Here is a 25,267-nt window from a genome sequence, read left to right as displayed (position 1 = left end):
CGGACACGACGACGGGCACGCACCCTGGTCGGGTGCGTGCCCGTCGTCGTGGGGACGGCCGACCCGGGGGCCGCCGTCGGGAGGCGGGGGTCAGCCGACCTCGGCGGCCAGCTTCGCGAGCGACTCCTCCATCTGCTCCTCGGAGACCATCGGGAAGAGGTTCTTCTCCAGCAGCTCCGGGTCGGTCACGGCGGTCCAGTCGTAGGTGAGGGACACGACCGTACTGCCGGAGCCGTTGTCCTCGAGCCGGTAGATCCACTGCCAGCCCTTGGGCTCGGTGCCGGCGGGGGCGGTCTTCCAGCCGACCAGCTTGTTCGGGTCGTAGGCGACCACGTGGTTGTCGGTCTGGTAGTCGCCGCCCATGTGCTCCGCGTGCATGTTCATGGTGAACACGTCGCCGACCTTCTGGATGCGCTGGGTCTTGTCGTCGGACTGCACCATGCCCGAGCCGTCGAACTTCGCGTGGTTCGCGGGCAGGGTCAGGAAGTCGAACACGTCCTTGGCGGACGCGTCGATGGTCCGGGTGACGGTCTGCTGGGTCTCGCCGTGGGCGGTCTTGTTCATCTCGGTCATGGGATCAACCTAGACACGGGGCCGGGGCGGGCGACAAGGTCTGAGGCTCAGTCCGGCACGTTGCGGCCACGCCGGAACGCGGACACGCTGCGGTGGCCGGCCACGCTGAACCGCCACGGGAAGCGCACGGAGCCGCCCTCCCCCGAGACGCCGACGCGCGGGCCCGTCACGACCTCGATCGGCGGCTCGGCCGGATCGCGGGGCGCGGGCGGGGCCAGGAGGAAGCGGGCGGGCGCGGCGGGCGCGGCCGGCGCGGCGAGTCGGGCCGGGGTGCCGCCGTCGTCGGCCACCTCCGGCGGCGCGGTGACGATCTCCACGGGCGCGTGGCCCATCTCCAGGGTGATGCCGAGGCCCTGGCCGAGGTTGCCCGGCCCGGAGAGCAGCTTGAGGCCGGTGTCCCGGCCACGGCGGGCCATCGCGAGGTCCCCTCCCGCGAGCACCTCTGCCGCACGCAGCAGCACGCCGCCGGCCTCCCCCTCGGGGTGGCCCACCAGGTTCAGGCAGCGGTGGATGCCGTAGTTCAGGTACACGTACGTGCGCCGCGGCGGCCCGAACAGCGCGGCATTGCGCTCGGTGCGGCCACGGAACGAGTGGGCGCCGGGGTCCGCGCCCGCGTCCCCGTACGCCTCGGTCTCGGTCAGCCGCACGGTGACGGCGCCGTCCGGGGCGACGACGGTCAGCCGGCACCCCAGCAGCGTCGCGGCGAGCGCGGGCGTGGGGCCGTCGAAGGCGGCGGCGAGACGCTCCGGGGTCACGGCAGCGGCCCCGCGGCCGGCAGCACCATGGTGTCGATCAGCCGGACGGGCGGCACGTGCGCGGCCACGAGGGCGAGGGCCTCGCGGCGCAGCGGCTGGCACAGCAGCTCCGGACCGAGCTCGGCGAAGGTGTCCCGGTCCACCACCACGAGGTGGTCCAGCTCGACGCCCGGCTCGTCCTCGACCATCCGGCGAGCGGCCTGGACGTCGACGGGCTCGCCGGCCGCCGCGGCGTCGGCCAGGGAGCGCAGCGCGCGGCTGAGGACGAGCGCATGCTCCAGGCCCGCGGCGTCCAGGCGGGTGTTGCGGCTGGAGAGCGCGAGGCCCTCGGGTGAGCGGACGATGGGCACGGCGCGGACGTCGACGTCGATGTCCAGGTCCATGGCCAGGCGACGCAGGACGGTGAGCTGCTGCGCGTCCTTCTGGCCGAAGTAGCTGCGCAGGGCCGGCACCGCCGGGCGCACGATGTTCCACAGCTTCGCCACGACGGTGGCCACGCCGTCGAAGTGGCCCGGGCGGGAGGCGCCCTCGAGGACCTCCCCCATGCGGCCGGCGGAGACGGTGACGATCGGTGCGTCCGGGTAGCCCGGGTACATCTCCTGCACGTCCGGGGCGAACACGACGTCGGCGCCCGCCGCCGCCAACAGGTCCAGGTCCGCGTCCAGGGTGCGCGGGTAGTGCTCCAGGTCGGCCGGATCGCCGAACTGGAGCGGGTTCACGAAGATGCTGACCGCGACGACGTCGTTCTCGGCGCGGGCCCGCCGCACCAGGGCCGCGTGGCCGCCGTGGAGGGCGCCCATCGTGGGGACCAGGCCGACGGTGACGGGGTCGGCGTCGCCGTCGTCCGTGGCGTGGGCGACGAGCTCACGGAGAGCGGAGCGCATCTCGGCGACGGTCCGGGCCAGACGCGGGCGCGCGGAGCCGCCGTCGGCCTCGGCCGTCACGGGAGCGGGGAGGGCGTCCTCGAGGGTCAGGCCGGTGCCGGCGGGGACGGGGCGCTGGTCGGGGACGCGGTCGAGAGGGGTCACCCTCCGAGTCTAGGCACGGGGCCTCGGGGAGGACTTCCGCCTCAACGCGCGCATCTGGTCCAAGGCCTGAGCCGCAGGCCGGCCTCGGCCCCACCACCCACGACGCCGGCCGGCCCCGTCGACGGGACCGGCCGGCGTCGTGCTCGGGCCGGGTTCAGGCGTCCTTCGCCGTGTCCTTCACCTGGCGGGCGGCGTCCTGGGACTCCGCCTTGAGGTCCTGCGCCGTGTCCGTGCCCTGCTCCTTGAGATGGGACGCGGCCTCGGCGGCCGACTCCTTCACGCTCGAGGCGGCCTCGCGGGCGGCGGGCTCGAGGTCCTCGCGCAGCTGCTGGGCGGCCTGCTTGGCCTCGTCCACCAGCGGGGCGGCCTGCTCCTTGAGGCCCTCCGCGGCGCGCTGCTCCACACGTGAGGCGGGGATCAGCGAGCTGAGCAGCAGGCCGGCGCCGAAGGCGATCAGCCCGGCGGCCAGCGGGTTGCCTGCGGTGCGGCCGCGCAGTTGAGCCGGGGCCTGGTGCAGGGCGTGCTGGGCGTCGTCGGCCCACTCGGACACGCGGTCGCCGGCGTCGCCCAGGCGGTCCTGGGCCTGGCCTGCCGCGCCGTACGCGGAGGCCCGGGCGTCGTCGAGCACCCCGTGGGCGCGGTCGCCCAGCGAGGGCTCGTGGCGGTGCTGCTCGGGGGAGCCCATGATGTTCTCCTTCGCGTGGATGAAGCCGTCCTTGATGCGGTTGGTCTGCCGGGACACGGCCTTCGTGGGGCTCACCTTCTCGGCGAGGGCGTCCACGTCCTGGCCGAGCTCGCGGCGCGTGCGCTCGATGTCGGCGCGGATCTCGTCGGGGTTGTTGCTCGTGGTCATCGCGTCTCCTTCGCGGGGTTCAGGGTCTCGGGGATCTCCTGAAGCGTCTCCTGGGTCTGCGGCAGACCCTTGATCTTCTCGATGTCCTTCTTGCCCTGTACGGCCAGCACGGCCGCGACGACGCCCCACAGCACGGCCACGATCAACGCGGCCCAGCCGATCGGCAGGAACACGTCGAGCAGGTGCATCAGGGCCAGGGACAGGAACATCAGCAGGAAGAAGCCGCCGACGGCGGCGCCGGCCAGCAGGCCCGCCCCCTTGCCGGCCTTCTTCGCGGACTCGGTGGCCTCGGCCTTGGCCAGGGCGATCTCCTGGCTGACCAGCGTCGACAGCTTGGCCGACAGGCTCTGGAACATCTCGCCGAGGCTCTCGTGCTCGGCGCGGAACTCCGCCTGCGTGGGCGGCGGAGTGTGCGCGCCGGAGTGCGGCGTCGCGTCGCGGAACGGTTCGTGGGCGGTGCTCATGCGTCACCCCCGGGCCGGGTCTGGTCGAACGGCCGCTCGGCGGTCAGGCCCTGCTGGACCGGCGCCTGCGTGCCGTACGGGATGTCCCCGACGCCGGCCGCGCGGCGGGGCCCGGCACCGTCCGTGACGCGGCCGTCGGCCTGGGAGAGCGAATCGCTCGAGTAGGCCGGGGCCTGCGAGTCCAGGTGGTGCGGGGTCACGTCCGCGTGCACCGCGTCCAGACGGGTCTCGTGACGGCGCGGCGAGGTGGAGGCGGCGGAGTCCGGCTGGGCGGCGTCACGGATGCCGCGTGTCAGTCGACCGGCCACCAGCCCCGCGCCCAGGGCGAGGGCCAGGAACGTGCCCGGACGGCGAGCGGCGAAGCCGCGCACGTCCTGCAGCAGGTCCTGCGGGGACGCGGTCTCCAGGCGCTGCGTCAGGGCCTCGGCACGGTCCGCCACCGAGGCGACGCCCCGGCGCACCAGGTCGGTCTGCGGCTGCTCACCGGAGACCACGCGGTGCAGGTCGTCGGTGTAGCTGCGCACCTGGCCCGCGAGCCGCTCCTGCTGGGTCTGCACCTGGGCGCCGACCTGCTCCTGGGCGGAGCCGACCAGCGACTGCACCTGGTCAGCGGCCTCGTCCTTCACCTGGCCGGCCTCGTGCTTGGCGGTGGCCGCGAGGTCCTGGGCCTTGTCCTTGGCGTCGTGGGCCACGGCCTTCGCCTGGCCCTGGGCCTCGCCCGCGGCCTGCTGGGCCTTGTCCTTCGCCTGGTCCTTGGCGTCACGGCCCTCGGCTGAGGAGCCGTGGGCGTTCTGCGGCGTGTTCGTCGTCATGCTGTGCCTTCCTTCGTCCGGGTCGGCGGCCCCTCATGGCGGCCCTTCTGGCCGTCCACATCACCGGGTCCACCGGTCTTGAGGGCCAAGGTAAGCACCGCGAGGGACGTGCCGGAAGACCTCGTGTCCGCCGGGATCGTCTCCGGTCAGGACGGGGTCAGCGCCCCTGCAGGCCCCGCTGGGCGTTCTTGCCGACGCCCCGGCCCGGGTGCTCCTTCTTGCCCTGCATCCAGACGTCCACGGCCTGCACGCCGAGGTCGGGGTGGTCGGTGAAGAAGCCGTCGATCCCGGCGTCGAGGAACGGCTGGATCATGCCGACCATGTCACCCTGCGCGTTCGGGTCCGGGGAGGAGTGGAACTCCTGGTAGAGGAACTGGTTCTCGGCGCGGAAGGTGTACGGCACCACCTCGAGGCCCGCGCGGTGGGCGAGGGAGACGAACGCGGTCTCCTCGCCCATCGAGCCGTCCTTCTGCTTGGTGATGATCTGGGCGAAGGCCGGGCCGAGCGTGTCGACGCCGGCCGCGCGGACCTCGCGCATGCCCGCGGCGGTCTCGTAGAAGTCGTAGTCGCGGAGCCCGTCGCCGGCGGCCACGGAGTCGTAGGGCGCGCCGGTGACGCTGGACAGGAACACCGTCTCGGCCTTGAGGCCGAGGTTCGCGTTGAGGTCGCGCAGGTTGGCCAGCTCGAAGGACTGCACGGTGGCGGGGGCGTTGCGCTTGTTCAGGCCGTGCTCGTCGAGCAGCTCGACGACGCGCTCCTCCATGGACAGGCCGATGGAGTCGAAGTAGGTGGGGTGCTTGATCTCGGGGATGACGCCGATCTGCCGGCCGTGCCGGGCCGAGAGGCGTTCGCGCAGCTCGAGCACCTCCTGGAAGGTGGGCACCTGGTACCGGCCGTCGTAGGACGCGGACTCGGGGCGGACCTGCGGCAGGCGCTCCTTGGCGCGCAGGGTCTTGAGCTCGGCGAGGGTGAAGTCCTCGGTGAACCAGCCGGTGAGGGCCACGCCGTCGACGACCTTGGTGGTCTTGCGGTCCGCGAACTCGGGTCGCTGGGCGACGTCCGTGGTGCCGTCGATCAGGTTCTCGTGGCGGACCACGAGCACGCCGTCCTTGGTGGAGACCAGATCCGGCTCGATCACGTCCGCACCCTGGTCGGCGGCCAGCTCGTAGGCGGCCAGGGTGTGCTCGGGGCGGTAGCCGGAGGCGCCGCGGTGGCCGACGACGTCGGGGCGCACCACGGGCTTGCCCGTGACGGACTGCGCGGCGGCCGGGGCCGTCGGTGCGGCGGGGGCGGCGACGGCCGGGGCGGCCAGCGGGGCGCTGACGGCGACCGCGGCGGCGAGGGCCACGAGGCCGCAGGCGGCGTGACGACGGACGGAGGTCATGGAACGGTCCTTTCCGGGAGGGGGATGACCGCTCCAGTGGGCCAGATCCGGGTGTCGACCGGGTGGCCCCCCTCCGGCCACAGACGGCCCGCCCGGTGAACAGCCGGTGACGGGGGGCTGATCAGAGACGTTCAGCCCCCCGTCACGATGCCCGGCGCCGCGCGCGGCGGCTCAGCCCGCCGTCGACGACGGCCGCGTCAGTCCCATCGTCTCCGGGGCCGTCGGGGCGCCGTCGCCGAGGACGTGCTCGCCCAGGAAGCCGAGAACGACCTCGTACCAGACCTTCGCGTGCTGCGGGGCGAGGATCCAGTGGTTCTCGTGCGGGAAGTAGAGGAACCGGTGGTCGGTGGTGCCGTCCGCGGCGGCCGGCCGCCCGGACTTCGCCAGCAGGTCCGACCACAGGCGCAGCCCCTCGCCGATCGGCACGCGGTAGTCCTTGTCGCCGTGGATGACGAGCATCGGGGAGACGATCTCGCCCACGGTCCGGTGCGGAGAGTTCTCCTGCTGCATCTGCTCGTCCATCTCGCGGGCCCAGTAGAACGCGGCGTCCGTCGTCGGGCCGAAGCCGTCCAGCGCCCACAGCGAGGCGTGCGTGACCACGCACCGGAACCGATCGGTGTGCCCGGCCACCCAGTTCGCCATGTAGCCGCCGAACGAGCCGCCCATGGCGGTGGTGCGGTCGCCGTCGACGTCCTCACGCGCCACGACGGCGTCCGTGAGCGCCATCAGGTCCGTGTAGGGCGCCTGGCCCCAGCGGCCCCAGCCGCGTTCGATGAAGTCCTGGCCGTAGCCCGTGGACAGCGCCGGGTCTGGCAGCAGCACCGCGTAGCCGCGCGCCGCCATGATCCACGGGGTCCAGCGCCAGCTCCACGCGTTCCACGAGCCCAGGGGCCCGCCGTGGATCCACAGCAGCAGCGGGTGGCCGCCGGCCGGCGGCTCCCCCTCGGGGAGCACGAGCCAGCCGCGCACGCGCGTGCCGTCCTCGGCGACGGTCTCCACGTCCTCGAGGGTGCCCGGGATCGCGGGGCGCTCCACGGGGTTCGGCAGGCGCGTGGCCTCGCCCGTGGCCAGGTCGATCCGCGCCACCTCCGGCGGGAACAGGTAGGAGGAGCGGACGCCGTAGGCCGTGGCCCCGTCCGGGGAGAGCACGACGTCGGTCCACGCCTCGTCCTCCCGGGTCACCTGCGCGACGGCGCCGGTGGCCACCTCGATGCGGAACACCGGGCGGCGGCCCTCGGAGTCCGCGAGCGCGATCACCGCGGAGTCGTCCGGCAGCCACGCGACGACGTCGGCCCACCGGTCCCAGCCGTGGGCCAGGGGCGTGGTCTGGCCCGTGGCTGTGTCCATCACGTACAGGCGCGGGTGCACGGCGGAGTGCGGGGTGGAGTCGGGGGTGCGGACGACGACGGCGCGCGTGCCGTCGTGGCTGACGGGGCCGACGGCCACGTCCTCACCGGGGACGTCGTGCAGGACGCGGTGCTCGCCCGTGGCCAGGTCCACGCGCACCACCGTGCCCTCGCGCACGTTGCCGCGGGCCTCGGCGGTGGCGGCCGTGGTGAGCAGGAACGAGCCGTCCGGGGCCACCTGCGCGCCGATCCCGAACGCGTGGGAGCGCGGGAATCCGGAGACGTGGCGCAGGTGGTGCGCCACGTCGTCGGCCTCGGGAGCCAGGCCGGAGGCGGCGGGGCCGGGCTCGGCGGCGTCGGCGTCCGTGGCGGGCTCGGCGGCGTCGGCGTCCGTGGCGGGCTCACCCTGCGGGTCCGGGCCGGGCTCGAGGACGAAGAGCTCGGGGCGGGCGGGGCCGAGGTCGTGGTCCCAGAAGCGGATGGGGTAGCCGGTGTGCAGGATGGCGTCCACACCGGTGTCCTTGCGGGTCTGCGCGAGGGCCGCGTGCTCGGCCTCGGTGGTCGCACCGAGCAGCCGGTCCGCCGTGACGACCACGCGGTCCGCCGCGGAGGCGCACGTGACCGCGGCGACGCCGCCCGGGCGGGAGAGCACCACGCGCGCCTCGCCGCCCCGGGCCGGCAGGGCCCACAGGGCGCTGCGCTTCTCGGCCTCGGCGTCGGCGGGGTCGGGACGGGCGGAGGTGAAGAAGAGGGTGCCGTCCGCGGCGAACTGTGCGCCGGCCTCGCCCTCGCGGGAGCGGGTCAGGCGGTGGGCGGGGCGCTCGCCCGCGGGGTCGACCTCCCAGAGGGCGGTGGCGTAGCCGGTGCCCTTCGCGTCCCGGGTGGCGACGGTGGTCACCAGGCGGGCGCCGTCCGGGCTGAGGGTGAGACCGGCGACGCGCGGCAGGGCGGTGAAGGCGTCGAGGTCGTGGAAGGGGGTGGCGGGGGTGTCCGGGGTGGAGGTCATGCGTTCGTTTCTATCGGCCCGCACGTGATCCGGGCAACACGGAGGGCGGCGGGGTGGTGGCCTCGACGGCGGGCCGCCCCGGTGCCCGCCGCGCCTCAGGCGCCGGGCCGCGTGCCGGCGTCGGCCCGGATCTGCTGGAGCTGCTCGCCGAGCCAGTCGACGTACCCGCCCATCCACTCCCCCGTGGCCTGCTCGTTCCAGCTCTGGCCGACCACCGGCTGCGGGAAGACGACGGCGTCCGAGAGGGTGTCCCGCAGCGCGAGGGCGGGCCCCTCCTCATCCGCGACCGTCACCCACTGCATGCCGTGACGGGCGCCCAGGTGCTCGCCGAGCAGCACCGCGACGACGTCCAGCAGCACCGCCAGCTCCTCGGGGTCCAGCTCCTCGGCCTCGTCCTGCGAGCGGGCCAGCACGGCGTCGTAGTAGGCGGCGACCGCGTCCAGGTCCAGGTGGTCCACGCCCTCCTGCGCGGCGAAGTCGCGGCGGACGCGCACCCACTCCCGCTCGGGCTCGGTCAGGGGGCTCATCTCCGGCTGGTCGGTCATGGCCTCCATCCTGCCAGGCGCGTCCGGCGCAGCCGTCGCCGGAACGGGCGGCGCCGGCCGCGCTTTCGTTCGGGAAACGGCGGCGTGTCGCAGCGCTTTCGTTCGAGAAACGGCGAGGAGCCGGGGGACGGACCGCCGGAGGCCTCCGCGCCCCCAGCGGCAACCCTCGTGGACGCAACCGACGTCGCGCCGCCAGCGACGAGTCGAGCGTGCGGGCCGGCGTCGTCCGCCGCCCCCCGCCCGGGCTTGAGACACTGGCCCCATGCGCATCATGACCGTCTGCCTGGGGAACATCTGCCGCTCGCCCGCCGCCGAGGCCGTGCTGAACCGCAAGCTCGCGGAGGCCGATCTCGACGACGTCGAGGTCACCTCCGCCGGCACGTCCGGCGAGCACGTGGGCGCCCGGCCGCATCACCTCACCCGCGAGGTCGGCGGGGAACTGGGTTACGAGTTCCCGACGGTGGGGGTGCAGCTGTCCGTCGACCTCGTGGACGACGCCGACCTGATCCTTGTGATGGACGAGGCCAACCTCGCCGACGCGCGGCGGCTCGCGACCACGGACGAGCAGCGGGACCGGATCCACCTGATGGGCGAGTTCGCGTCGGATGCGGACAGCGCCGGGGTGCGCGAGGTCCCCGATCCGTACGGGTATCCGCGGCCGCAGTTCGAGGAGATGTACCGGCAGATCGAGGACGCGGCGGACGGCGTCGTCGCCGCGATCCGCGACGGGCGCCTCTGACGGCCGGGGCGCGGTCCCGGGGTCCCGTCCCAGCGACGCGAACGCCGCCGGACCCGCCGTTTCCCGCACGAAAACGGTCCGGGACCCGCCGTTTCCCGAACGAAAACGGTCCGGGACCCGCCGTTTCCCGAACGAAAACGGGGGCGGCGGGGGGTCGGTCAGTCGTCGTGGGGGTCGTCGGAGCCGTCGAGGACCTCGCGCAGCCGCGCCGCCGTGTCCGCGCGCAGGGCGCCGCGGGTCTCGGCACGGTCGGTCGTCGCGCGGGCGAGTGTCTCCCACACGGCCCGCACGTCCGCCGGCAGTCCCCCGGCCTCGAGCTCGCCGAGGGTCTCACGGTGGGTCCGCAGCGTGTCGACGTCGCCGCGGGCCACGGGGCCGGTGAGGGCGCCGTCGCCGTCGGTGAGCGCGTTCTCCAGTGCGGCGGTCATGAGCGAGCGCAGCACCCGCTCCGGGTCGGCCACCCCGATCGTCTCGAGGATCTGACGGGCCTGCGCCGTCAGCGTCACCAGGTGGTTCGACCCGTGGGACAGCGCCAGGTGGTAGGCCGCCCGGTCGGCCTCCTTCACGACCACGGGCTCGCCGCCCATCTCCACCACGAGCGCCTGGGCTACGGGCAGCACCACGGGGTCCGCGGTCACGCCGAACACGCAGTCCTGCAGCCGGGCGACGTCGAGGCTCAGCCCCGTGAACGTCATGGCCGGGTGGATCGCCAGGGGGATCGCCCCGTGCGCGCGCACCGGCTCCATCACCCCCACCCCGTAGCGGCCGGAGGTGTGCACGAGCAGGTGGCCGGTCTGCACGTGCCCCGCGGCGGCCAGGCCGGCCACGAGCTCGCCCAGTGCGTCGTCCGGGACGGCGAAGACGACCATCTCAGAGCGGCGCAGGATCTCGGGGATCTCCAGGACGGGCACGCCCGGCAGGAGCATCTCCGCGCGGTCCCGCGAGGCCTCGGAGACGGCGTGCACGCCCGTGATCGTGTGGCCCGCCGCCCGCAGCGCCGAGCCCAGCACGGCCCCCACCCGGCCCGCGCTCACCACGCCGACGCCCAGCCGCCCGGGCCGCTGCGCCGGGTCGTGCGGGTCCAGGCTCAGGTCGAGTCCGCCGGTCATCGCTCCTCCTCGCCGCGCACAGCGGAGACGTCTGCCCCGCTCTCCTCCCCGACGACGGCACCGCCGCCGACGCCGGCCCGCGCCAGTTCACGGCGGCCCACCTCGGTGGCCGCGACCTCGCGCGTGCGCTGCTCGAAGCGGGCCAGCTCCTCGGGGCGCATCCACTGGTCGCGGTCGGCGAGGCGACGCGAGACGGCGGCGTGCCGGGCCTCCCGGGCGTACAGGTCCACGGCCACGTCCTCGTCGAGGTCGCGGACCACGGCGTTCGCCCCCGCGACCCACACGCGCACCGTGGCCAGACCCAGGCGCCGCTGCACCGGCCCCTGCACCAGCTCGGCCGCCTGCATGCGCTCGTGCTGGAGGGTCTGCAGCCGGCGGTGCAGCCAGCCGCTGCGCACCACCAGCAGGGTCCGCGTCGTCGTGAAGCCGATCCGTCGCCAGGCGAACCAGTTGAACCACCACCTGCCGCGCCGCGGCACGTGCTGGAAGCCCCCCTCCGTGCCGGAGCCGTGCACGCCCAGGTGCATGAGCCCGGCGGGGGTCAGCCCCTGCGCGGCGCGCGGATCACCGTCTAGGCCCGGGTCCGGGGCCACAACCGTGAGGACCCGGAGCACGTCCCCCCAGGGCCCGACGGGCAGCGCCACGTCCCGGGCGCCGTCGGACTCCTGCCCGTAGCCGGCCACCGCCACGTTCACCCGATACCAGCCGAAGGGCCGCCAGAACAGGGGCTGGGAGACGGTCACCCCCTGCACCCGCCCCGGCGGGACGGTCTGGTGGGTGGTCTCGGTGAGCCCGTGCCGCAGCCGCAGCCCGTCCGGTGAGCGGCGCACCTGGAAGCCCCAGCCGGCGTTCAGCCGGGACCACGCGACGCCGACCACGGAGAACAGGGCGGGCAGGGACGCGGCCGCGCCGATCCCGGTCAGGGTCTCCCCCTCGTCCAGCACCGCCTCGGGCAGCAGCGCGACCACGAGGGCGAGACCGCCCAGCCAGATCAGGGACCCGGCCACCACCCCCAGCACGCCTCCGGAGAGCAGGACGGAGCCGAAGAGCCGCCCCGCGGGCACCTGCAGCATGAGTTCGCCGGCGTCCGCGTCCACGGCGTCGGGATCGGCGTCGGGGAGGCCGGGCTCGGCCGCGCGCTCCGGGGCGGCTGCCTCCGCCCCGGCTCCCCCGAGCACCCCCGACGCGCGGTCCAGGATCTCCCGGCGCACCGCTTCGGCCTCGGCGCGGCGCAGGAAGGACAGCTCGAGCGCGGACTCGCCGCCGTCGGCCGCCTCGACCTTCACCGTGGCCAGCCCGAGCAGCCGGGCCACGAGGGGGTGCTGCAGGTCCACCGCCTGGATGCGGTCGTAGCGCATCTGACGCCGGCTGCGGAAGAGCCAGCCCTGACGCAGCTCGATCCGGTCCTCCCCACAGCGGAACCGGGTGAACCACCAGGAGAAGAAGAACACGAGGCTGATCAGCAGGGTGACCCCCAGCAGGATGCCGCCGGCCACGAGCAGGCTGCCGTCTCCGCCGCCCGGGACGTCCTCCCCGCTGAGCCGGCCCGCCGCGAAGTCCTCCACCGCGTTGCGGCCCACGAGGAACAGGACCAGCAGCAGAAAGGTCCAGCCCCGCACCCAGGGCGAGGCGGGGTGCACGCGGACCCAGCCGGCGTCGTCGGCGGGGGGCGGGGCGGCGGCGCTCACAGACCCGCCAGCCGCGCCTGGCCGCGCGCCATGAGGACCTCGCGCAGCTCCTCGGCCCTCTCGCGGGGCACACCCTCCAGGGTGACGTCCCCACCCGCGGCGGCGGTCTTCAGGGTGAGGGTCTGCAGCCCGGCCCGGCGCAGCAGCGGGCCGTCCGAGACGTCCACGTACTGCAGGCGGCCGTACGGCACCGCATGCACGCTGCGGAACAGGATGCCCTCGCGCCACAGGACGTCGTCCTCGCGCTCGGCCCAGCCCATCGCGCGCACGCGCCGCGGGATCAGGATCAAGTCCACGACCCAGGACACGACGACGACGGCCGGCAGCCCCCACGCGGCCCACGCGGCCATCCCCGCCCACGGGCCGGTGAGCTTGAGGATCAGCGGCACGGAGAACGCGGCGAGCCAGATCAGGTGGCCGATGGTCGTGGCGATGAACTGCACCGTCGCCAGTCGGGGCGAGGCCGGGGTGAAGGCCACGCCGCTCAGGTCAATGCCGGGCACGGGCATACCCTCCTTCGGTCTCGGGACGGGCCGGTCGGCCCCGGTCCGGGGACCCATCCTGCCCACGGCCGCCCTCGGGCGCATCCTCCTCAGGGGGGATCCGGCACCACCGTTCGACGATCAGCCCCACCACCAGCAGGACGAGGCCGCCGGCGGCCTGCAGGGCGGCCTCCCGCACGGTCGGCGCCCCGACGCCGGCCCGCAGCAGCACCTGCACCGCCACACCGGCGTGCCAGCCGCCGAGGGCCGCTCCCGCGAAGCCGGATGCCTGGCCGAGCACGAGGGTGCGGGCCGCGGCGAGCGGGTCCATCCGCGCGGCGGCGGGCTTCTCCCGGTCGCGGCGCACCCGCCAGCCCAGCGCGAGGCACAGCACGGAGACCGCGGCCACGGTGATCAGGCCGCTGCGGCCCACCACGGGCGCCGGCCAGCCCAGGGACGGCGCGGCGAGCCCGGCCAGCCAGCCGAGTACGGCGGCCGCCAGCACCACGAGCAGGGTCCACCCGGAGCGCAGCGCGATCACGTGGCCTCCCTCCCGAGGGCGTCCGGGCGTGCCGGGCGGAGCGGGACGACGTCGTCGGTGCCGGCCAGCAGCCGGTGCCGCTCGGGCTCCTGGCGGCGCACCCCGGGGGCGTCCGCGGCGACGGCGGCGAGGTCGGCGACGGGCGTGCCGGCGAGCGTGGCGTCCGCGTCGAGCCACAGCCACGGCAGCAGCACGAAGGCCCGCTCGGCCGCGCGGGGGTGCGGCAGGGTGAGGTCCGGGTGGTCGCTGCGCACGTCCCCGTAGGCGATCACGTCCACGTCCAGGGTGCGCGCGCCCCAGCGGACCTCGCGCCGCCGATGGTGGTCCTGCTCGAGCCGGTGCGCCACCGCGAGCAGCTCCCTCGGCGCGAGGTCCGTGCGCAGCGTGACCACCTGGTTGAGGTAGTCGGGCTGGCCCGGCGGCCCGCCCACGGGCGCGGTGACGGCCCGGGGCGAGGCCCGGACGTCCGTGATGTGCGGCAGCGCGGACAGGGCGGCGACGGCGGCGTCGAGCGTCTGCGCGGGCTCGCGCAGGTTGGCGCCGAGGGCCAGCACGGCCGGGACGGGCGCGTCCGGGCGGACGCCCAGCTCCGGGACGGGCGCGGGGCCCTCGGCCGGGTGTGACCAGTCGACGGTGCTCACGCGAGGTCCTCCCGGGTGCGGTGCACGGTGACGGCGGCGTCCGCGAAGTCGTGCGGGATGGGCGCCTGCGGCTTGTGCACGGTGACCTCGACGGCGGCCACCACGGGCTGCTCGGCGAGGACGGCGCGGGCGATCCGGTCGGCGAGGGTCTCGATCAGGTCCACCGGCTCCCCGGTGACCAGGCGGACCACCGTGTCCGCGACCTCGGCGTAGTTGGCGGTGCGGGCGAGGTCGTCGCCGGCCGCGGCGGGGCCGGCGTCGAGGTGGAGGACGACGTCCGTGACGAACGGCTGCCCGTCCCGGCGCTCGTGGTCGAAGACCCCGTGGTGCCCGACGGCGGACAGCCCGGCCAGGCGGATGCGGTCCCGGGCGGTCACGGCAGCACGTCCTCGGAGACGGGCTCACCCGGGGCGTGCGCCCCGACCCAAGCGGCGGCGGCGCGGACGGCGTCGGCACTGGCGCGCACGTCGTGCACGCGCACGCCCCACGCGCCCTGGGCGGCGGCGAGGGCGGAGATCGCCGCGGTGGCGGCGTCGCGCGCGGCGGGCGGGGCCGGGGCGCCGTCGTCGTCCGCCAGCAGGGTGCCCAGGAACCGCTTGCGCGAGGCGGCGACGAGCACCGGGTGGCCCATGGCGCGGAGCCACTCGAGGCCGCGCAGCAGCTCCCAGTTCTGCTCGCCGGCCTTCGCGAAGCCCAGGCCCGGGTCCACGATCAGCTGCGCGGGCTCGACCCCCGCGGCGAGGAAGCGGCCGGCCACGTCCCGCAGCTCGCACACGACGTCCGGGACGGTGTCCTCGTAGACGGCCAGCCCGTCCATGGTCTGCGGGTTCCCGCGGTTGTGCATGAGGATGTACGGCGCGCCCGACGCGGCGATCAGCGCCGGCATCTCCGGCTCGTGGGCGAGCCCGGAGACGTCGTTGACGATCACCGGCCCCAGCGCCAGGGCGGCCCGGGCGGTGGCGGTGTGGCGCGTGTCCACGGAGACGACGACGTCCTCGGCCAGCAGCGCCTCGATCACGGGCAGGATGCGCGCCTGCTCCTCGGCTGGCGGCACGGCGCGGGCCCCGGGGCGGGTGGACTCCCCTCCCACGTCCACGATGTCCGCACCGTCCGCGACCATGCGCCGGGCGTGCTCGACGGCCGCGCGGACGGTGGCGTGCTCCCCGCCGTCCGAGAACGAGTCAGGGGTGACATTGAGGATGCCCATGACCAGGGTCCGGTCCGCGGGCAGCCGCCCCAGCAGGGCGCGGTTGGCCTCCCGCGCCGCCGCGTCGATGCTCTCGTCCACGTGTCCTCCTCCGCCGTCGGTGGTCCTCAGCCGTGCATGATGAGGCTCATCGCCTCGGAGCGCGTGGACGGATCCCGCAGCTGGCCGCGCACCGCCGAGGTGACGGTCTTCGCACCCGGCTTGCGCACGCCGCGCATGGACATGCACATGTGCTCGGCCTCGACCACCACGATCGCCCCGCGCGGGGCCAGGTGCTCCATGAGCGCCTCCACCACCTGCGTGGTCAGCCGCTCCTGCACCTGCGGACGCCGCGCGTACAGCTCCACGAGGCGGGCCAGCTTGGACAGCCCCGTCACGCGGCCCTCGGCGGAGGGGATGTAGCCGATGTGCGCGGCGCCGTGGAACGGCACCAGGTGGTGCTCGCACGTCGAGTAGAACGGGATGTCCTTCACGAGCACGAGCTCCTCGTGCGCGATGTCGAACGTGGTACCGAGCACCTGGTCCGGGCTCTGGTGCAGGCCCGCGAAGAACTCCGCGTACGCCTTGGCCACCCGCGCCGGGGTGTCCGTCAGGCCCTCGCGGTCCGGGTCCTCACCGATCGCCAGCAGGATCTCCCGCACCGCCGCCTCGATGCGCGGCCGGTCGACCGCGGTCGAGTCCGGGTCGAACGTGCCGGGGACGGCGTCGTCGGGGGTGTGGGCTGTCATGCGGGCCTCCTGCGCGGTCAAAAGGTCGGTCCCTCGCCGGGGCCCGGCGTGTTGCTCGGACCGCCGTGCGGCGGCAGGCCGGGGCCGGCCGCGTCCCCGCCCAGCGACGACGGCGGCGCACCCTCCGGACGCACCGGCACCGTGGTGCCCTCGACGCCGACGGGGGTCTGATCCCCGCCGTCGTGGCGCGAGCGGCGCTCGGAGGGGGAGAGGACCGGCGGGATGTCCTGCGGGAGCCGGTCGTCCGAGGCCAGCCACACGCCGCGCTCGGGCCGCTTGCGCACGTCCGCGAAGATGGCGGCGATGGCCTCCTGGGTCAGCGTCTCCTTCTCGAGCAGCTCGTAGGCCAGCCGGTCCAGGACGTCCCGGTTCTCCGTGAGCACCCAGTGGGCCTCGGCATGGGCCTGGTCCAGCAGGGCGCGGACCTCCGCGTCCACCAGGTACGCCAGCTCCTCGGAGTACTCGCGGGATGAGCCGCCGCCGGCGCCGCCCATGAAGGGCTCGGAGCTGCCGCCGCCGAGCTTCACGGCGCCCACCTTGGCGGACATGCCGTACTCGGTGACCATCTTGCGCGCCGTGTCCGTGGCCTTCTGGATGTCGTTCGCGGCGCCCGTGGACGGGTCCTTGAACACGATCTCCTCTGCCACGCGCCCGCCCATCGCGTACGCGAGCTGGTCCAGGAGCTCGTTGCGGGTGACGGAGTACTTGTCGTCCTCCGGGACCACCATCGTGTAGCCCAGGGCGCGGCCGCGGGGCAGGATCGTGATCTTGGTGACCGGGGCGGAGTTGCGCAGCCCGGCCGCGACGAGCGCGTGGCCGCCCTCGTGGTAGGCGGTGACCTTGCGCTCGTGCTCGTTCATCAGGCGGGTGCGCTTCTGCGGGCCGGCCATCACGCGGTCCACGGCCTCGTCCAGGGCGTGGTTGTCGATCACGTTGTTGTTCGAGCGCGCCGTGAGCAGCGCGGCCTCGTTGATCACGTTGGCCAGGTCCGCACCCGTGTAGCCGGGGGTGCGCTTGGCCAGGGCGCGCAGGTCCACGTCCAGGGCGATCGGCTTGCCCTGCGCGTGCACCTCGAGGATCTTGGCGCGGCCCTCGAGGTCCGGGGCGTCCACGGGGATCTGGCGGTCGAAGCGGCCCGGGCGCAGCAGCGCCGGGTCCAGGACGTCCGGGCGGTTGGTCGCGGCGATCATGATGACGTTCGTGGAGGCGTCGAAGCCGTCCATCTCCACGAGCATCTGGTTCAGGGTCTGCTCGCGCTCGTCGTTGCCGCCGCCGATGCCTGCGCCGCGGTGCCGGCCGACGGCGTCGATCTCGTCCACGAAGATGATGGCGGGGGCGTTGGACTTGGCCTGCTCGAAGAGGTCGCGCACGCGCGAGGCGCCGACGCCCACGAACATCTCCACGAAGTCCGAGCCGGAGATCGAGTAGAACGGCACGCCGGCCTCACCGGCCACGGCCTTGGCCAGGAGGGTCTTGCCCGTGCCGGGCGGGCCGTAGAGCAGCACGCCCTTGGGGATCTTGGCGCCCACGGCGCGGAAGCGGTCCGGCACGGTGAGGAACTCCTTGATCTCCTGGAGCTCCTCCACGGCCTCGTCCGCGCCCGCGACGTCCTTGAACAGCACGTCCGGGTTGTCCTTGTTGATCAGCTTGGCGCGGGACTTGCCGAACTGCATGACCTTGCCGCCGCCGCCCTGCATGCGGGACATCAGGAACCAGAACAGCAGGGCGATGAGCAGGAACGGGACCATGAAGCCGAGCAGCGAGAGGAACCAGTTGCTCCGCACCGGCTCGTCCGTGTAGCCGTCCAGGGCCGAGTCGTCCACCGCGGTGACCACGTCCGTGGCGCGCGCGCTGGCGAAGTAGAAGTAGACCTCCTTGCCGAGGTCCCGATCGTCCTGCTTGTAGGGCTCACGCAGGGTGAGGTCCACGCGCTGGTCCCCGTCCACCACGCGGGCCTGCGCGGCCTTGTCGTCCTTCAGCAGGGCCATGCCCACGTTGGTGTCCACCATGGTGCGGCCGCTCTGCGACGTGGTCAGCGGGATCGCGACGGCGAGGACCAGCAGGCCCAGCAGGATCCAGACGTAGGGCTTGTTGAACAGCTTCTTCACGGTCCGAGTGTCTCCTGGTCTGCCGCGGGGGCCGGGCTGCCCGGGGCGGCCGCCGTGCGGCCGGGGCCGGCGCAGGGCCGACGTCGCGCCCGGGTCAAGCCCCCACGGTACCGGCCCGGCCCGGGTGTCCGCTGACTGTTCGCGTCAGGTGGACAGGGCGCGGGCGGTCAGCCGGCGCTGCGGTCGCGCCCCTGCGTCCCCGCCTGCACAGACCCCCGTGCACCCGAACTCCTCCCCAGGCCGACGGCGGCCCAGGACGCCGCCCACCCCACCGCGCCAGGCTGGCACCATGCGTCGCCCTGCCCCGCTTCCCGCGGCCTTGCCCGACGGCCCCTTCACCGCCGCGCAGGCGAGGGCCGCCGGCATCGACCGCAACCGGCTGCGTCGCTCCGACGTCGAACGCCTCGCCCGGGGCCTCTACCGCCGGCGTGAGGCCACCCCGGCCGCCGTCGAGCACCCCGTGGCCGGCTCCTCCCCCTACCGGTGGAGCACCCCGCTCTCGACGGCCCAACGGGAGCTGCTGCTGCGGCTCGCCCCGCACCGCACCACCACGGTGGTGTCGCACCAGACCGCGGCCCGCGCCCGTGAGATCTGGCTGCCGGAACGGCTGGACGCGGGGGACGGCGTCCACGTGAGCCGCCCGCGGGACCGTGGCCAGCTCTCCCTCCCCGGCGTCACCTCCCACCGGACAGCGCTCCCGCCCGCGGACGTGGAGGGCGTGCGGATCGGCGGCCTGGCCTGGTACGTCACCGCCCCGCCCCGTCTCTGGGTCGACCTCGCGACCCTGCTCGACGACGACGAGCTCGTCATCCTCGGCGACCATCTCGTCCGCCGGGCGGAGCTGTCCGGCGGTCCGGGCGCCGCCGAGCGGACCCGGGCGGCCCTGGCCCAGGCGGCCGAGACCAGCCCGTCCGCGCACAACCGGCGACGACGGCTCCGCACCGCCGCCACGCTGGTCCGGGTGGGTGCGCACTCGCCGAAGGAGACGCGGCTCCGGCTCGCGCTGACGGCCGCCGGGCTCCCCGAGCCCGCACTGCAGCTCGAGGTCTGGGACCCGGAGTTCTCCCTGCACCACCCCGCGACGGCGGACCTGGGCTATCGGCGGGCGAGAGTGGCCCTGCACTACGACGGCGGCCACCACGGCGCGGATCGCCAGATCGACCGCGACGTGCAGCGCAACGCGGCCTTCGCGCGACGGGGATACCGGAACATCACCGTGTCCTCCTCCGACGCTCGCCGCGGATTCACGCGCGTGATCGTGGAGGTGCGCCGTCACCTCGGGGACGCCGGCGACCTGCCACGCAGGGAGTCGGAATGGGGCGGAGATCCGGCGCCAGAGCGACACCACGCGTGACAGGTCGGCCCCGCCGGGCCACGCCGGGCCGGGCCCCCGGTCAGCTGTACACGTGCGGGGCGAGCGTGCCCACGAAGTCCAGGTTGCGGTACTTCTCCGCGTAGTCCAGGCCGTAGCCCACCACGAACTCGTTGGGGATGTCCCGCCCGACGTACTTCACGTCGATGTCCACCTTCATGGCCTCCGGCTTGCGCAGCAGGGTGCAGATCTCGACCGAGGCCGGGCCGCGGGACTCCAGGTTGGCCTTGAGCCAGGACAGGGTCAGGCCGGAGTCGATGATGTCCTCGACGATCAGGACGTGCCGGCCCGTGAGGTCCGCGTCGAGGTCCTTGAGGATGCGCACCACGCCGGAGGACTTGGTGCCGGAGCCGTAGGAGGACACCGCCATGAAGTCCAGCTCCACGTGGGAGTGCAGGGCGCGGGTGAGGTCGGCGACCACCATCACGGCGCCCTTGAGCACGGCGACGATGAGCAGGTCCTTGTCCGCGTAGTCGCGGTCGATCTGGCGGGCCAGGTCCGTGATCGTGTCCTGCACGTCCTCGCGGGACATGAGGACGTGGGTGAGGTCGTTCTGGACATCCTGTGCGTCCATGCGCCGCTCCTGGTGAGTGCTCGTGCGGGAATGCCGGGCCGGGCCGCAGTCAGGGACCGGGCAGGCGGGGGATGAGGTCCAGTCTGGCACACGCCCGATGCGCAGCCACCCCGCCGGGCAGCTCCACCGGACCGGCCGACGTGCCCCCCGCGCGGGCACCCGCCACGAGGGTGTCCACCGCGAGGATCCGTTCGCGGGGCGGGGCCTGCCCTCCCGCGGCGCGGGCGGCGCGCGCGATCACGCGGTGGCGCACGGCGGCGGGCAGCGCGGCCAGGGCGTCCAGGTCCAGGGAGACGACGCGCGGGTCCCGGCCGGGCGCGTCGACGCGCAGCCGGGGGAACTCGTCGCCGGCCCATGCGTCGAGGGCCGCTGCGTCCTCGGCCGCGATGGCCGCGGTGCGCACCAGCCCGGCCCGCACGCCGGGGCCGAGGCCGGCGTCGGGGTCCTCGAGCGCCGGCAGCACACGGGTGCGGACCCGCGAGCGCAGCAGCGCGGGATCGCGGTTGTGCGGGTCCTCGAACCAGGTCAGCCCGGCCCAGCGGCAGATCGCCTCGGTGTCCGCGCGGGCCAGGCCCAGCAGGGGGCGGACGACGGCGGCCCCGCCCGGCAGCGTCCCGCGCGCCGGGATCCCCGCGAGGGACCGCGTGCCGGACCCGCGCGCGAGCCCGAGGAGGACCTGTTCGGCCTGGTCGTCGGCGGTGTGGGCGGTGAGGACGACGGCGCCCCCCGGCCTCGCGTCTCGGGCGGCGGCGGCGAGGGCCACCCGGCGGGCACGTCGGGCGTCGGCCTCGGGGCCGTCGCCGGTGCGGGCCACCTCGACCCGCGTGACGGTGACCGGGGCCAGACCGAGGATGCGGGCGACGTCGGCGGCGGCCGCCGCCACCGCGTCGCTGCCCGACTGCAGCCCGTGGTCCACCACGGCCGCGCCGATCGGGCCGAGCCGCGCACCGTCCCGGGTGCCCACGAGGACGGCGCAGGCCACGGCGAGCGCGAGGGAGTCGGCGCCGCCGGAGAGGGCGACGAGCCCGCGGGGGCGATTCCCTGCCCGGCCCGGCCCGGCATCCGCGCGACAGGACCCGTCGCCCGCGAGGGCCTCCCGCACCGCCGCGACGGCCCGGTGCAGGGGCTCGGGCCAGCGGGTGCGCGGCGGCCATGAGCCGACCGCGGGCAGGCCGCCGGCCCCGCCCGCCGGCGTCGGCCCCGGGTCCCGCGCCTCAGGCCTGGGCACGGATGCGCGCCACCCACGTCTCGGGGGCGTGGAGCTCGGCCTCGCTCGGCAGCAGCTCGGGGGCGTCCCAGACCACGTTGAACCCGGCCATGCCGAGCTCGGCCACGGCGGCGGCCACGAACCTCTGGCCGTCGCGGTACTGGGCCATCTTCGCGTCCATGCCCAGCACGCGGCGGAGCATGCGGTCCAGGGGCGAGCGGCGGTCGCCGCGCTCGTCGAAGCGACGGCGGATGGTCTTGACGGAGGACACGACGGAGGAGTCGACGCCGTCCATCACCACGTTCGCGTGCCCCTCGAGCAGGGACATCACGGCCGTCAGCCGGGACAGGCGCTCCCGGTCCTCCTCGTCCTGGATCACGCCGAGCAGGCCCGGCGCGGGGCGGGCCGGGGCCGCGTCCTGCGCGTCGTGTCCGTCCCGCGTCCCGGTCCGGCCGGCGTCGGCCTCCCGACCCAGCGGGTTCGCCGCCGCGAGCGCGGAGCGCAGGCGCTCGGGCAGGGACTCGGCCTTGTCGAACAGGCCGACGGTGAGCGCGGTGATCTCCGCCCGCAGGTGCTCGCGCAGCCAGGGCGCGGCCGCGAACTGCACGCGGTGGGTCTGCTCATGCAGGCACACCCAGAGGCGGAAGTCCGCCGGGTCCACGTTGATCTCCGCGCGGACCTGCGCCACGTTCGGGGCCACGAGCAGCAGGCGTCCGCCCGGGGGGCCGCCCGCCGTCCCCCCGGGGCCGGGCAGCGCGATGAACGGGTCGTACTGGCCGAGGATCCTCCCGGACATCCACGCGAGGATCCCGCCCATCTCCAGGGCGGTGGCGTGCCGGGTGACGCGGGTGGTGGCGGCGGCGTGCTCGCGGGGGCGGGTGTCCCGCAGATGCGCGAACGTGGGGTCCAGCAGCGTGGCGAAGGACTGGGTGGCGGCGCGCGACCAGGTGGGGCGGTCCACCACGAGCACCTGCGAGTCGCGCAGGTCCCGTGCCGCCTCGAGCCCGGTCAGGCGGTGGACGTGCGGCACGGCGGCCTCCGCGGCGGCGCGCAGGCCCTCTGCCTCGCGCGTCGCCTCCCGCGGCGTGAACCGGGGGCCGGCGGCGGCGAGGGACCGTGCGGTCCGCGCGGCGAAGGCCCAGTCCACCGGGTGGGCGGTGGCGCCCGGCTCGGCGTCCGCGGCGCGGGGGCGGTCGGTCGCGTGGTCGTCGCTCATGGGCTCCATCAGATCACAGGCCCCGGACCTCGGATCAGAGCCCGGCGACGGCGCTGACGGCCTCGTCGACCGCCGCGCGCGCGGGCTCCAGCTTCCACTGCAGATCCGAGCAGATGATGCTGAACGCGAGGACCCGCCCGGACGTCGTGGTGACGGTGCCGGTGAGGGAGACCGTCTGGTCGAGCGTGCCGGTCTTGGCGGCCACGGCCTGCCGCGCGGGGGCGTCCGGGAAACGGTCGCCGAGCGTGGAGTCCTCGCCGGGCCGCGGCAGGCCCTCCAGCACGGTGGCCAGGGCGGGCGTGCGGGCCACCCCGGCCACGACGTCGGCCAGCTGGCCCGCGCTGACCCGGTTGTCCGGGGAGAGTCCGGAGGAGTCCACGAGCGCCATCCCGGCGGTGTCCACGCCGAGGTCCTCGGCGGTGGCCGTCAGCAGCTGCGTGGCGCCCTCGTGGGTGGCGGGCAGCTCGGCGGCGGGCGCGGCCGTGTGGGCCAGGGCCTCGGCCACCTGGTTCTCCGAGTGGGCCAGCAGGTACGCGACCTGCTCCCCCACGGGCGCGGACTCCACGGCCGCGACGGGGGCGGCGGCGAGGACCGTGGCGCGCGGCACCTCGGTGGCCGGGATCGTGTCCCGCAGACCCACCTCGAGGTCGGCGCCGGAGGCGGCCACCGCGTCGTCGAGCGCGGCCTGGAAGGTGAGCGCGGCGAACTGCGCCGGGGCCGCGATGCGGTCCTCCCCGGTGCCGGGGACCTCACGGCCGCCGTAGGTGGCCAACGGCTGCACCGGCGCGATGTTGCCGCTCTCCGGGATGTCCGACGTCCAGCGCGGGTTCAGGGCCGTGCGGTCCGCGAAGAGCCGCAGGTCCGTGCTGACCACCACCTGGCCGGTGACACCGTCCTCGACCAGCCCGGCCACGGTCCGCTCCGCGAGGGTGCGCAGGCCCGCGCGGCCGGAGACGTGCGTCGAGTCCGAGGCGCCCGTGCCCAGCAGCACGTCGCCGCCGCCCACGAGCACCAGCTCGGTGGCCGCGCCGTCCGCGGTGGGCTGGGCCACCACCGTGGTCTGCAGGGTCGTCTCAGGACCCAGGGCGGAGACGATGGCCGCGGCGGCGAGCACCTTGAGCGAGGACGCGGGGGCCACGGGCTCGTCCGCGTCCCGCGCGTACAGCACCTCACCGGTGGCCAGGTCGCGGAACTCAGCGGAGACGGTGCCCGGGGACCCCGCCAGCCCCGGCTCGACGGCGGCCGCCACCTCGGCCGCGGTGGGGCCGGTGGACGGGGACGACGACGTCGGCCCGGCGGTCGTCGACGAGGCGGGCGCGCTCGACGGGGCCGGCGGCGCGGTCACGGGCCCGCAGGCGACCAGGACGGCCGCGAACGCGGCCAGAAGGGCGGCGGGGAGCGAGCGGCTCCGGGGGCGTTCCGTGCGTCGATCCCGACGCCCAGCGCGCCCCGTGTCCACCTGTCCCATGCGTCCATCATGACGGACGCCCCCGGTAGGCTGACGGCAGCACCGCCGGTCGGCGCCGCGCCGCCCGGACACCCCACCCTCTGTGCGAAGGAGAGTCATGGCGCACGACGTCACCATCGAGATCCCCGCGGGCTCCCGCGTGAAGTACGAGTTCGACCACGAGACCGGCCGCCTGCGCCTGGACCGCGTGCTCTTCACCTCCATGCAGTACCCCACGCACTACGGCTACTTCGAGAACACCCTCGGCGAGGACGGCGACCCGCTGGACGCCCTCGTGTACCTGCCGGGCTTCGACCTGGTGCCGGGCTGCGTCGTCGAGGCCCGCCCGATCGGCGTGTTCAACATGACCGACGACGGCGGCGGCGACGCCAAGCTGCTGTGCGTCCCGGCGGACAAGCGCTACGACCACATCACCGAGCTCGAGCACGTGGAGGAGTCCCTCAAGCAGGAGATCGAGCACTTCTTCACCCGCTACAAGGACCTGGAACCGGGCAAGTGGGTCAAGGCCGAGGGCTGGGAGGGCCGCGCGGCGGCCGAGGCCGAGCTCGAGGCCTCCATCCAGCGCTTCAACGCCGAGGGCGACGAGTCCCCGACCGACGAGCCCCAGGGCCGCGAGGTGGACACCGAGGAGGCGCAGCCGGCCACCGAGAAGGGCGAGGAGACCGACGAGCCCCAGGGCCGCTGACCCCCGCACCGCTCACGCGCGCGACGCCGGCCGCTCACCCCTCGGGGTGGGCGGCCGGCGTCGTCTGCGGGCTGGCAGAATCGACGACCATGTTCGTGCTCACCATCAACCAGCGGGACACCCTCGACGCCGGCGACCGCGTGGACACGTTCCTGCGCGCCCTCCAGGACGTGCCGGGGCTGGGCGACGCCGTCGCGCTCCCGTTCCAGCGCGCCGTGGGCGATGAGCTGATCGGCGCCGTCGAGGACCCACGCGTCGCCGTGGACGTGGCGCTGCGCGCCCTGCGGCAGCGCCGCTGGAACGTGGGGGTCGGCGTCGGGACGGTGACGCACGCGGACGGTGCGGCGGGCGCGCCCGCCTCCGGGGACCTGCACGACGCCGGCGGGCCCGGTCTCGCGGCGGCGCGGCGGGCCGTGGAGGCGGCGGCCGTGTCCACCGCGCGGATCCCGTTGGCCGTGCGCGGCCGGGACGAGGAGGCGGCCGCTGAGGCCGAGGCCGTGCTGCGACTCGTCGGGCAGCTCGTGTGGTCCCGGACCGACGCCGAGTGGGCGGTGCTGGACCTGCTGGTGCCCGGGGTGCGCGGCCAGCAGAAGCCGGCGGCCGCCGCGCTCGGGATCACGGCGCAGGCCGTCTCGCAGGCGGTGCAGCGCTCCTACTGGAACGAGGAGCACGCCTGCCGCCCCGCCGCCGCGCGCCTGCTCACGCTGGCGGGGGGCTGACTCGGCGGCTCGGGCCG

26 protein-coding genes are annotated in these 25,267 nt (G+C 75.1%); 4 read left to right on the top strand and 22 right to left on the bottom strand.

Annotation, left to right across the window (positions count from 1 at the left end):
* Positions 1–90: 90 nt before the first annotated feature.
* The 9 genes from AC3RKA_RS00435 to AC3RKA_RS00395 all read right to left on the bottom strand — a co-directional run bounded on the left by AC3RKA_RS00435 (position 91) and on the right by AC3RKA_RS00395 (position 8,766).
* On the bottom strand, positions 91–573 hold the full coding sequence (locus AC3RKA_RS00435) for an SRPBCC family protein (RefSeq protein ID WP_002856056.1): 483 nt from the start codon (positions 571–573) through the stop codon (positions 91–93).
* Positions 574–620: 47 nt separating this feature from the next.
* The gene (locus tag AC3RKA_RS00430; RefSeq protein WP_489727312.1) at positions 621–1,328 is read right to left on the bottom strand and encodes a DNA-3-methyladenine glycosylase; all 708 of its coding nucleotides are present in this window, start codon (positions 1,326–1,328) and stop codon (positions 621–623) included.
* A complete protein-coding gene (panC, locus tag AC3RKA_RS00425) occupies positions 1,325–2,356 on the bottom strand; it encodes a pantoate--beta-alanine ligase (RefSeq protein ID WP_489727311.1) in 1,032 nt (343 codons plus the stop codon). The genes AC3RKA_RS00430 and panC overlap by 4 nt, the downstream gene beginning before the upstream one ends.
* Positions 2,357–2,510: 154 nt before the next feature.
* A complete protein-coding gene (locus AC3RKA_RS00420; protein ID WP_489727310.1) occupies positions 2,511–3,209 on the bottom strand; it encodes a DUF3618 domain-containing protein in 699 nt (232 codons plus the stop codon).
* Positions 3,206–3,673, bottom strand: coding sequence for a phage holin family protein (locus AC3RKA_RS00415; protein WP_036314802.1), 468 nt, complete (start codon positions 3,671–3,673; stop codon positions 3,206–3,208). The genes AC3RKA_RS00420 and AC3RKA_RS00415 overlap by 4 nt, the downstream gene beginning before the upstream one ends.
* The gene (locus AC3RKA_RS00410; RefSeq protein ID WP_489727309.1) at positions 3,670–4,485 is read right to left on the bottom strand and encodes an ATP synthase subunit B family protein; all 816 of its coding nucleotides are present in this window, start codon (positions 4,483–4,485) and stop codon (positions 3,670–3,672) included. The genes AC3RKA_RS00415 and AC3RKA_RS00410 overlap by 4 nt, the downstream gene beginning before the upstream one ends.
* Positions 4,486–4,642: 157 nt before the next feature.
* A complete protein-coding gene (locus AC3RKA_RS00405) occupies positions 4,643–5,869 on the bottom strand; it encodes a glycerophosphodiester phosphodiesterase (protein ID WP_489727308.1) in 1,227 nt (408 codons plus the stop codon).
* A 171-nt stretch (positions 5,870–6,040) separates the two neighbouring features.
* A complete protein-coding gene (locus AC3RKA_RS00400) occupies positions 6,041–8,221 on the bottom strand; it encodes an alpha/beta fold hydrolase (RefSeq protein WP_489727307.1) in 2,181 nt (726 codons plus the stop codon).
* Positions 8,222–8,316: 95 nt separating this feature from the next.
* Entirely contained in the window at positions 8,317–8,766 is a 450-nt protein-coding gene (locus tag AC3RKA_RS00395; protein ID WP_065572792.1) for a DUF3806 domain-containing protein, read from the bottom strand.
* A gap of 262 nt (positions 8,767–9,028) precedes the next feature.
* Between AC3RKA_RS00395 and AC3RKA_RS00390 the strand changes: the two genes are divergently transcribed.
* The gene (locus AC3RKA_RS00390) at positions 9,029–9,505 is read left to right on the top strand and encodes a low molecular weight protein-tyrosine-phosphatase (protein WP_049158885.1); all 477 of its coding nucleotides are present in this window, start codon (positions 9,029–9,031) and stop codon (positions 9,503–9,505) included.
* 158 nt (positions 9,506–9,663) lie between these two features.
* On the opposite strand, the gene AC3RKA_RS00385 is transcribed toward AC3RKA_RS00390, so the two are convergent.
* From AC3RKA_RS00385 to ftsH, 9 genes are read right to left on the bottom strand one after another with little or no spacing between them, the layout of a single operon-like run.
* Entirely contained in the window at positions 9,664–10,614 is a 951-nt protein-coding gene (locus AC3RKA_RS00385; protein WP_336639354.1) for a Rossmann-like and DUF2520 domain-containing protein, read from the bottom strand.
* Entirely contained in the window at positions 10,611–12,302 is a 1,692-nt protein-coding gene (locus AC3RKA_RS00380; protein ID WP_489727306.1) for a PH domain-containing protein, read from the bottom strand. The genes AC3RKA_RS00385 and AC3RKA_RS00380 overlap by 4 nt, the downstream gene beginning before the upstream one ends.
* Entirely contained in the window at positions 12,299–12,811 is a 513-nt protein-coding gene (locus AC3RKA_RS00375) for a PH domain-containing protein (RefSeq protein ID WP_489727305.1), read from the bottom strand. The genes AC3RKA_RS00380 and AC3RKA_RS00375 overlap by 4 nt, the downstream gene beginning before the upstream one ends.
* Positions 12,792–13,325, bottom strand: coding sequence for a DUF3180 domain-containing protein (locus tag AC3RKA_RS00370; RefSeq protein ID WP_010079667.1), 534 nt, complete (start codon positions 13,323–13,325; stop codon positions 12,792–12,794). The genes AC3RKA_RS00375 and AC3RKA_RS00370 overlap by 20 nt, the downstream gene beginning before the upstream one ends.
* Positions 13,322–13,966: a 2-amino-4-hydroxy-6-hydroxymethyldihydropteridine diphosphokinase gene (folK, locus tag AC3RKA_RS00365; RefSeq protein ID WP_489727304.1), complete on the bottom strand. Its 645-nt coding sequence runs from the start codon at positions 13,964–13,966 to the stop codon at positions 13,322–13,324. The genes AC3RKA_RS00370 and folK overlap by 4 nt, the downstream gene beginning before the upstream one ends.
* Complete coding sequence (gene folB, locus AC3RKA_RS00360) at positions 13,963–14,343, bottom strand: dihydroneopterin aldolase (RefSeq protein WP_065572787.1); 381 nt, start codon at positions 14,341–14,343, stop codon at positions 13,963–13,965. The genes folK and folB overlap by 4 nt, the downstream gene beginning before the upstream one ends.
* On the bottom strand, positions 14,340–15,254 hold the full coding sequence (gene folP, locus AC3RKA_RS00355; protein WP_206396713.1) for a dihydropteroate synthase: 915 nt from the start codon (positions 15,252–15,254) through the stop codon (positions 14,340–14,342). The genes folB and folP overlap by 4 nt, the downstream gene beginning before the upstream one ends.
* Before the next feature lie 26 nt (positions 15,255–15,280).
* Positions 15,281–15,901: a GTP cyclohydrolase I FolE gene (gene folE / locus AC3RKA_RS00350; RefSeq protein ID WP_002858272.1), complete on the bottom strand. Its 621-nt coding sequence runs from the start codon at positions 15,899–15,901 to the stop codon at positions 15,281–15,283.
* 17 nt (positions 15,902–15,918) lie between these two features.
* Complete coding sequence (gene ftsH / locus AC3RKA_RS00345) at positions 15,919–18,009, bottom strand: ATP-dependent zinc metalloprotease FtsH (RefSeq protein WP_002858271.1); 2,091 nt, start codon at positions 18,007–18,009, stop codon at positions 15,919–15,921.
* A 289-nt stretch (positions 18,010–18,298) separates the two neighbouring features.
* Here ftsH and AC3RKA_RS00340 point away from each other — a divergent pair, with 289 nt between their 5' ends.
* Complete coding sequence (locus AC3RKA_RS00340; protein WP_489727303.1) at positions 18,299–19,363, top strand: hypothetical protein; 1,065 nt, start codon at positions 18,299–18,301, stop codon at positions 19,361–19,363.
* 40 nt (positions 19,364–19,403) lie between these two features.
* On the opposite strand, the gene hpt is transcribed toward AC3RKA_RS00340, so the two are convergent.
* Genes hpt through dacB form a run of 4 tightly spaced genes read right to left on the bottom strand, consistent with a single transcriptional unit; the run spans position 19,404 to position 23,723 of the window.
* Positions 19,404–19,955: a hypoxanthine phosphoribosyltransferase gene (hpt, locus tag AC3RKA_RS00335; RefSeq protein WP_002858265.1), complete on the bottom strand. Its 552-nt coding sequence runs from the start codon at positions 19,953–19,955 to the stop codon at positions 19,404–19,406.
* 49 nt (positions 19,956–20,004) lie between these two features.
* Complete coding sequence (tilS, locus tag AC3RKA_RS00330) at positions 20,005–21,183, bottom strand: tRNA lysidine(34) synthetase TilS (RefSeq protein ID WP_489727302.1); 1,179 nt, start codon at positions 21,181–21,183, stop codon at positions 20,005–20,007.
* Positions 21,170–22,378: a zinc-dependent metalloprotease gene (locus tag AC3RKA_RS00325; protein ID WP_002858262.1), complete on the bottom strand. Its 1,209-nt coding sequence runs from the start codon at positions 22,376–22,378 to the stop codon at positions 21,170–21,172. Before AC3RKA_RS00325 ends, tilS begins: the two co-directional genes overlap by 14 nt.
* Positions 22,379–22,412: 34 nt before the next feature.
* Complete coding sequence (dacB, locus tag AC3RKA_RS00320) at positions 22,413–23,723, bottom strand: D-alanyl-D-alanine carboxypeptidase/D-alanyl-D-alanine endopeptidase (RefSeq protein ID WP_230955699.1); 1,311 nt, start codon at positions 23,721–23,723, stop codon at positions 22,413–22,415.
* A gap of 220 nt (positions 23,724–23,943) precedes the next feature.
* On the opposite strand from dacB, the gene AC3RKA_RS00315 reads away from it, so the two are divergent.
* On the top strand, positions 23,944–24,531 hold the full coding sequence (locus tag AC3RKA_RS00315; protein ID WP_002858260.1) for an inorganic diphosphatase: 588 nt from the start codon (positions 23,944–23,946) through the stop codon (positions 24,529–24,531).
* 89 nt (positions 24,532–24,620) lie between these two features.
* A complete protein-coding gene (locus AC3RKA_RS00310) occupies positions 24,621–25,250 on the top strand; it encodes a hypothetical protein (RefSeq protein ID WP_002858258.1) in 630 nt (209 codons plus the stop codon).
* The last annotated feature ends 17 nt before the right edge of the window (positions 25,251–25,267 follow it).

Source organism: Micrococcus sp. iso_229 (assembly GCF_058072725.1).
The sequence above is the reverse complement of the archived record's forward strand: the minus strand, read 5'-3'. Positions and strand labels throughout refer to the sequence as shown.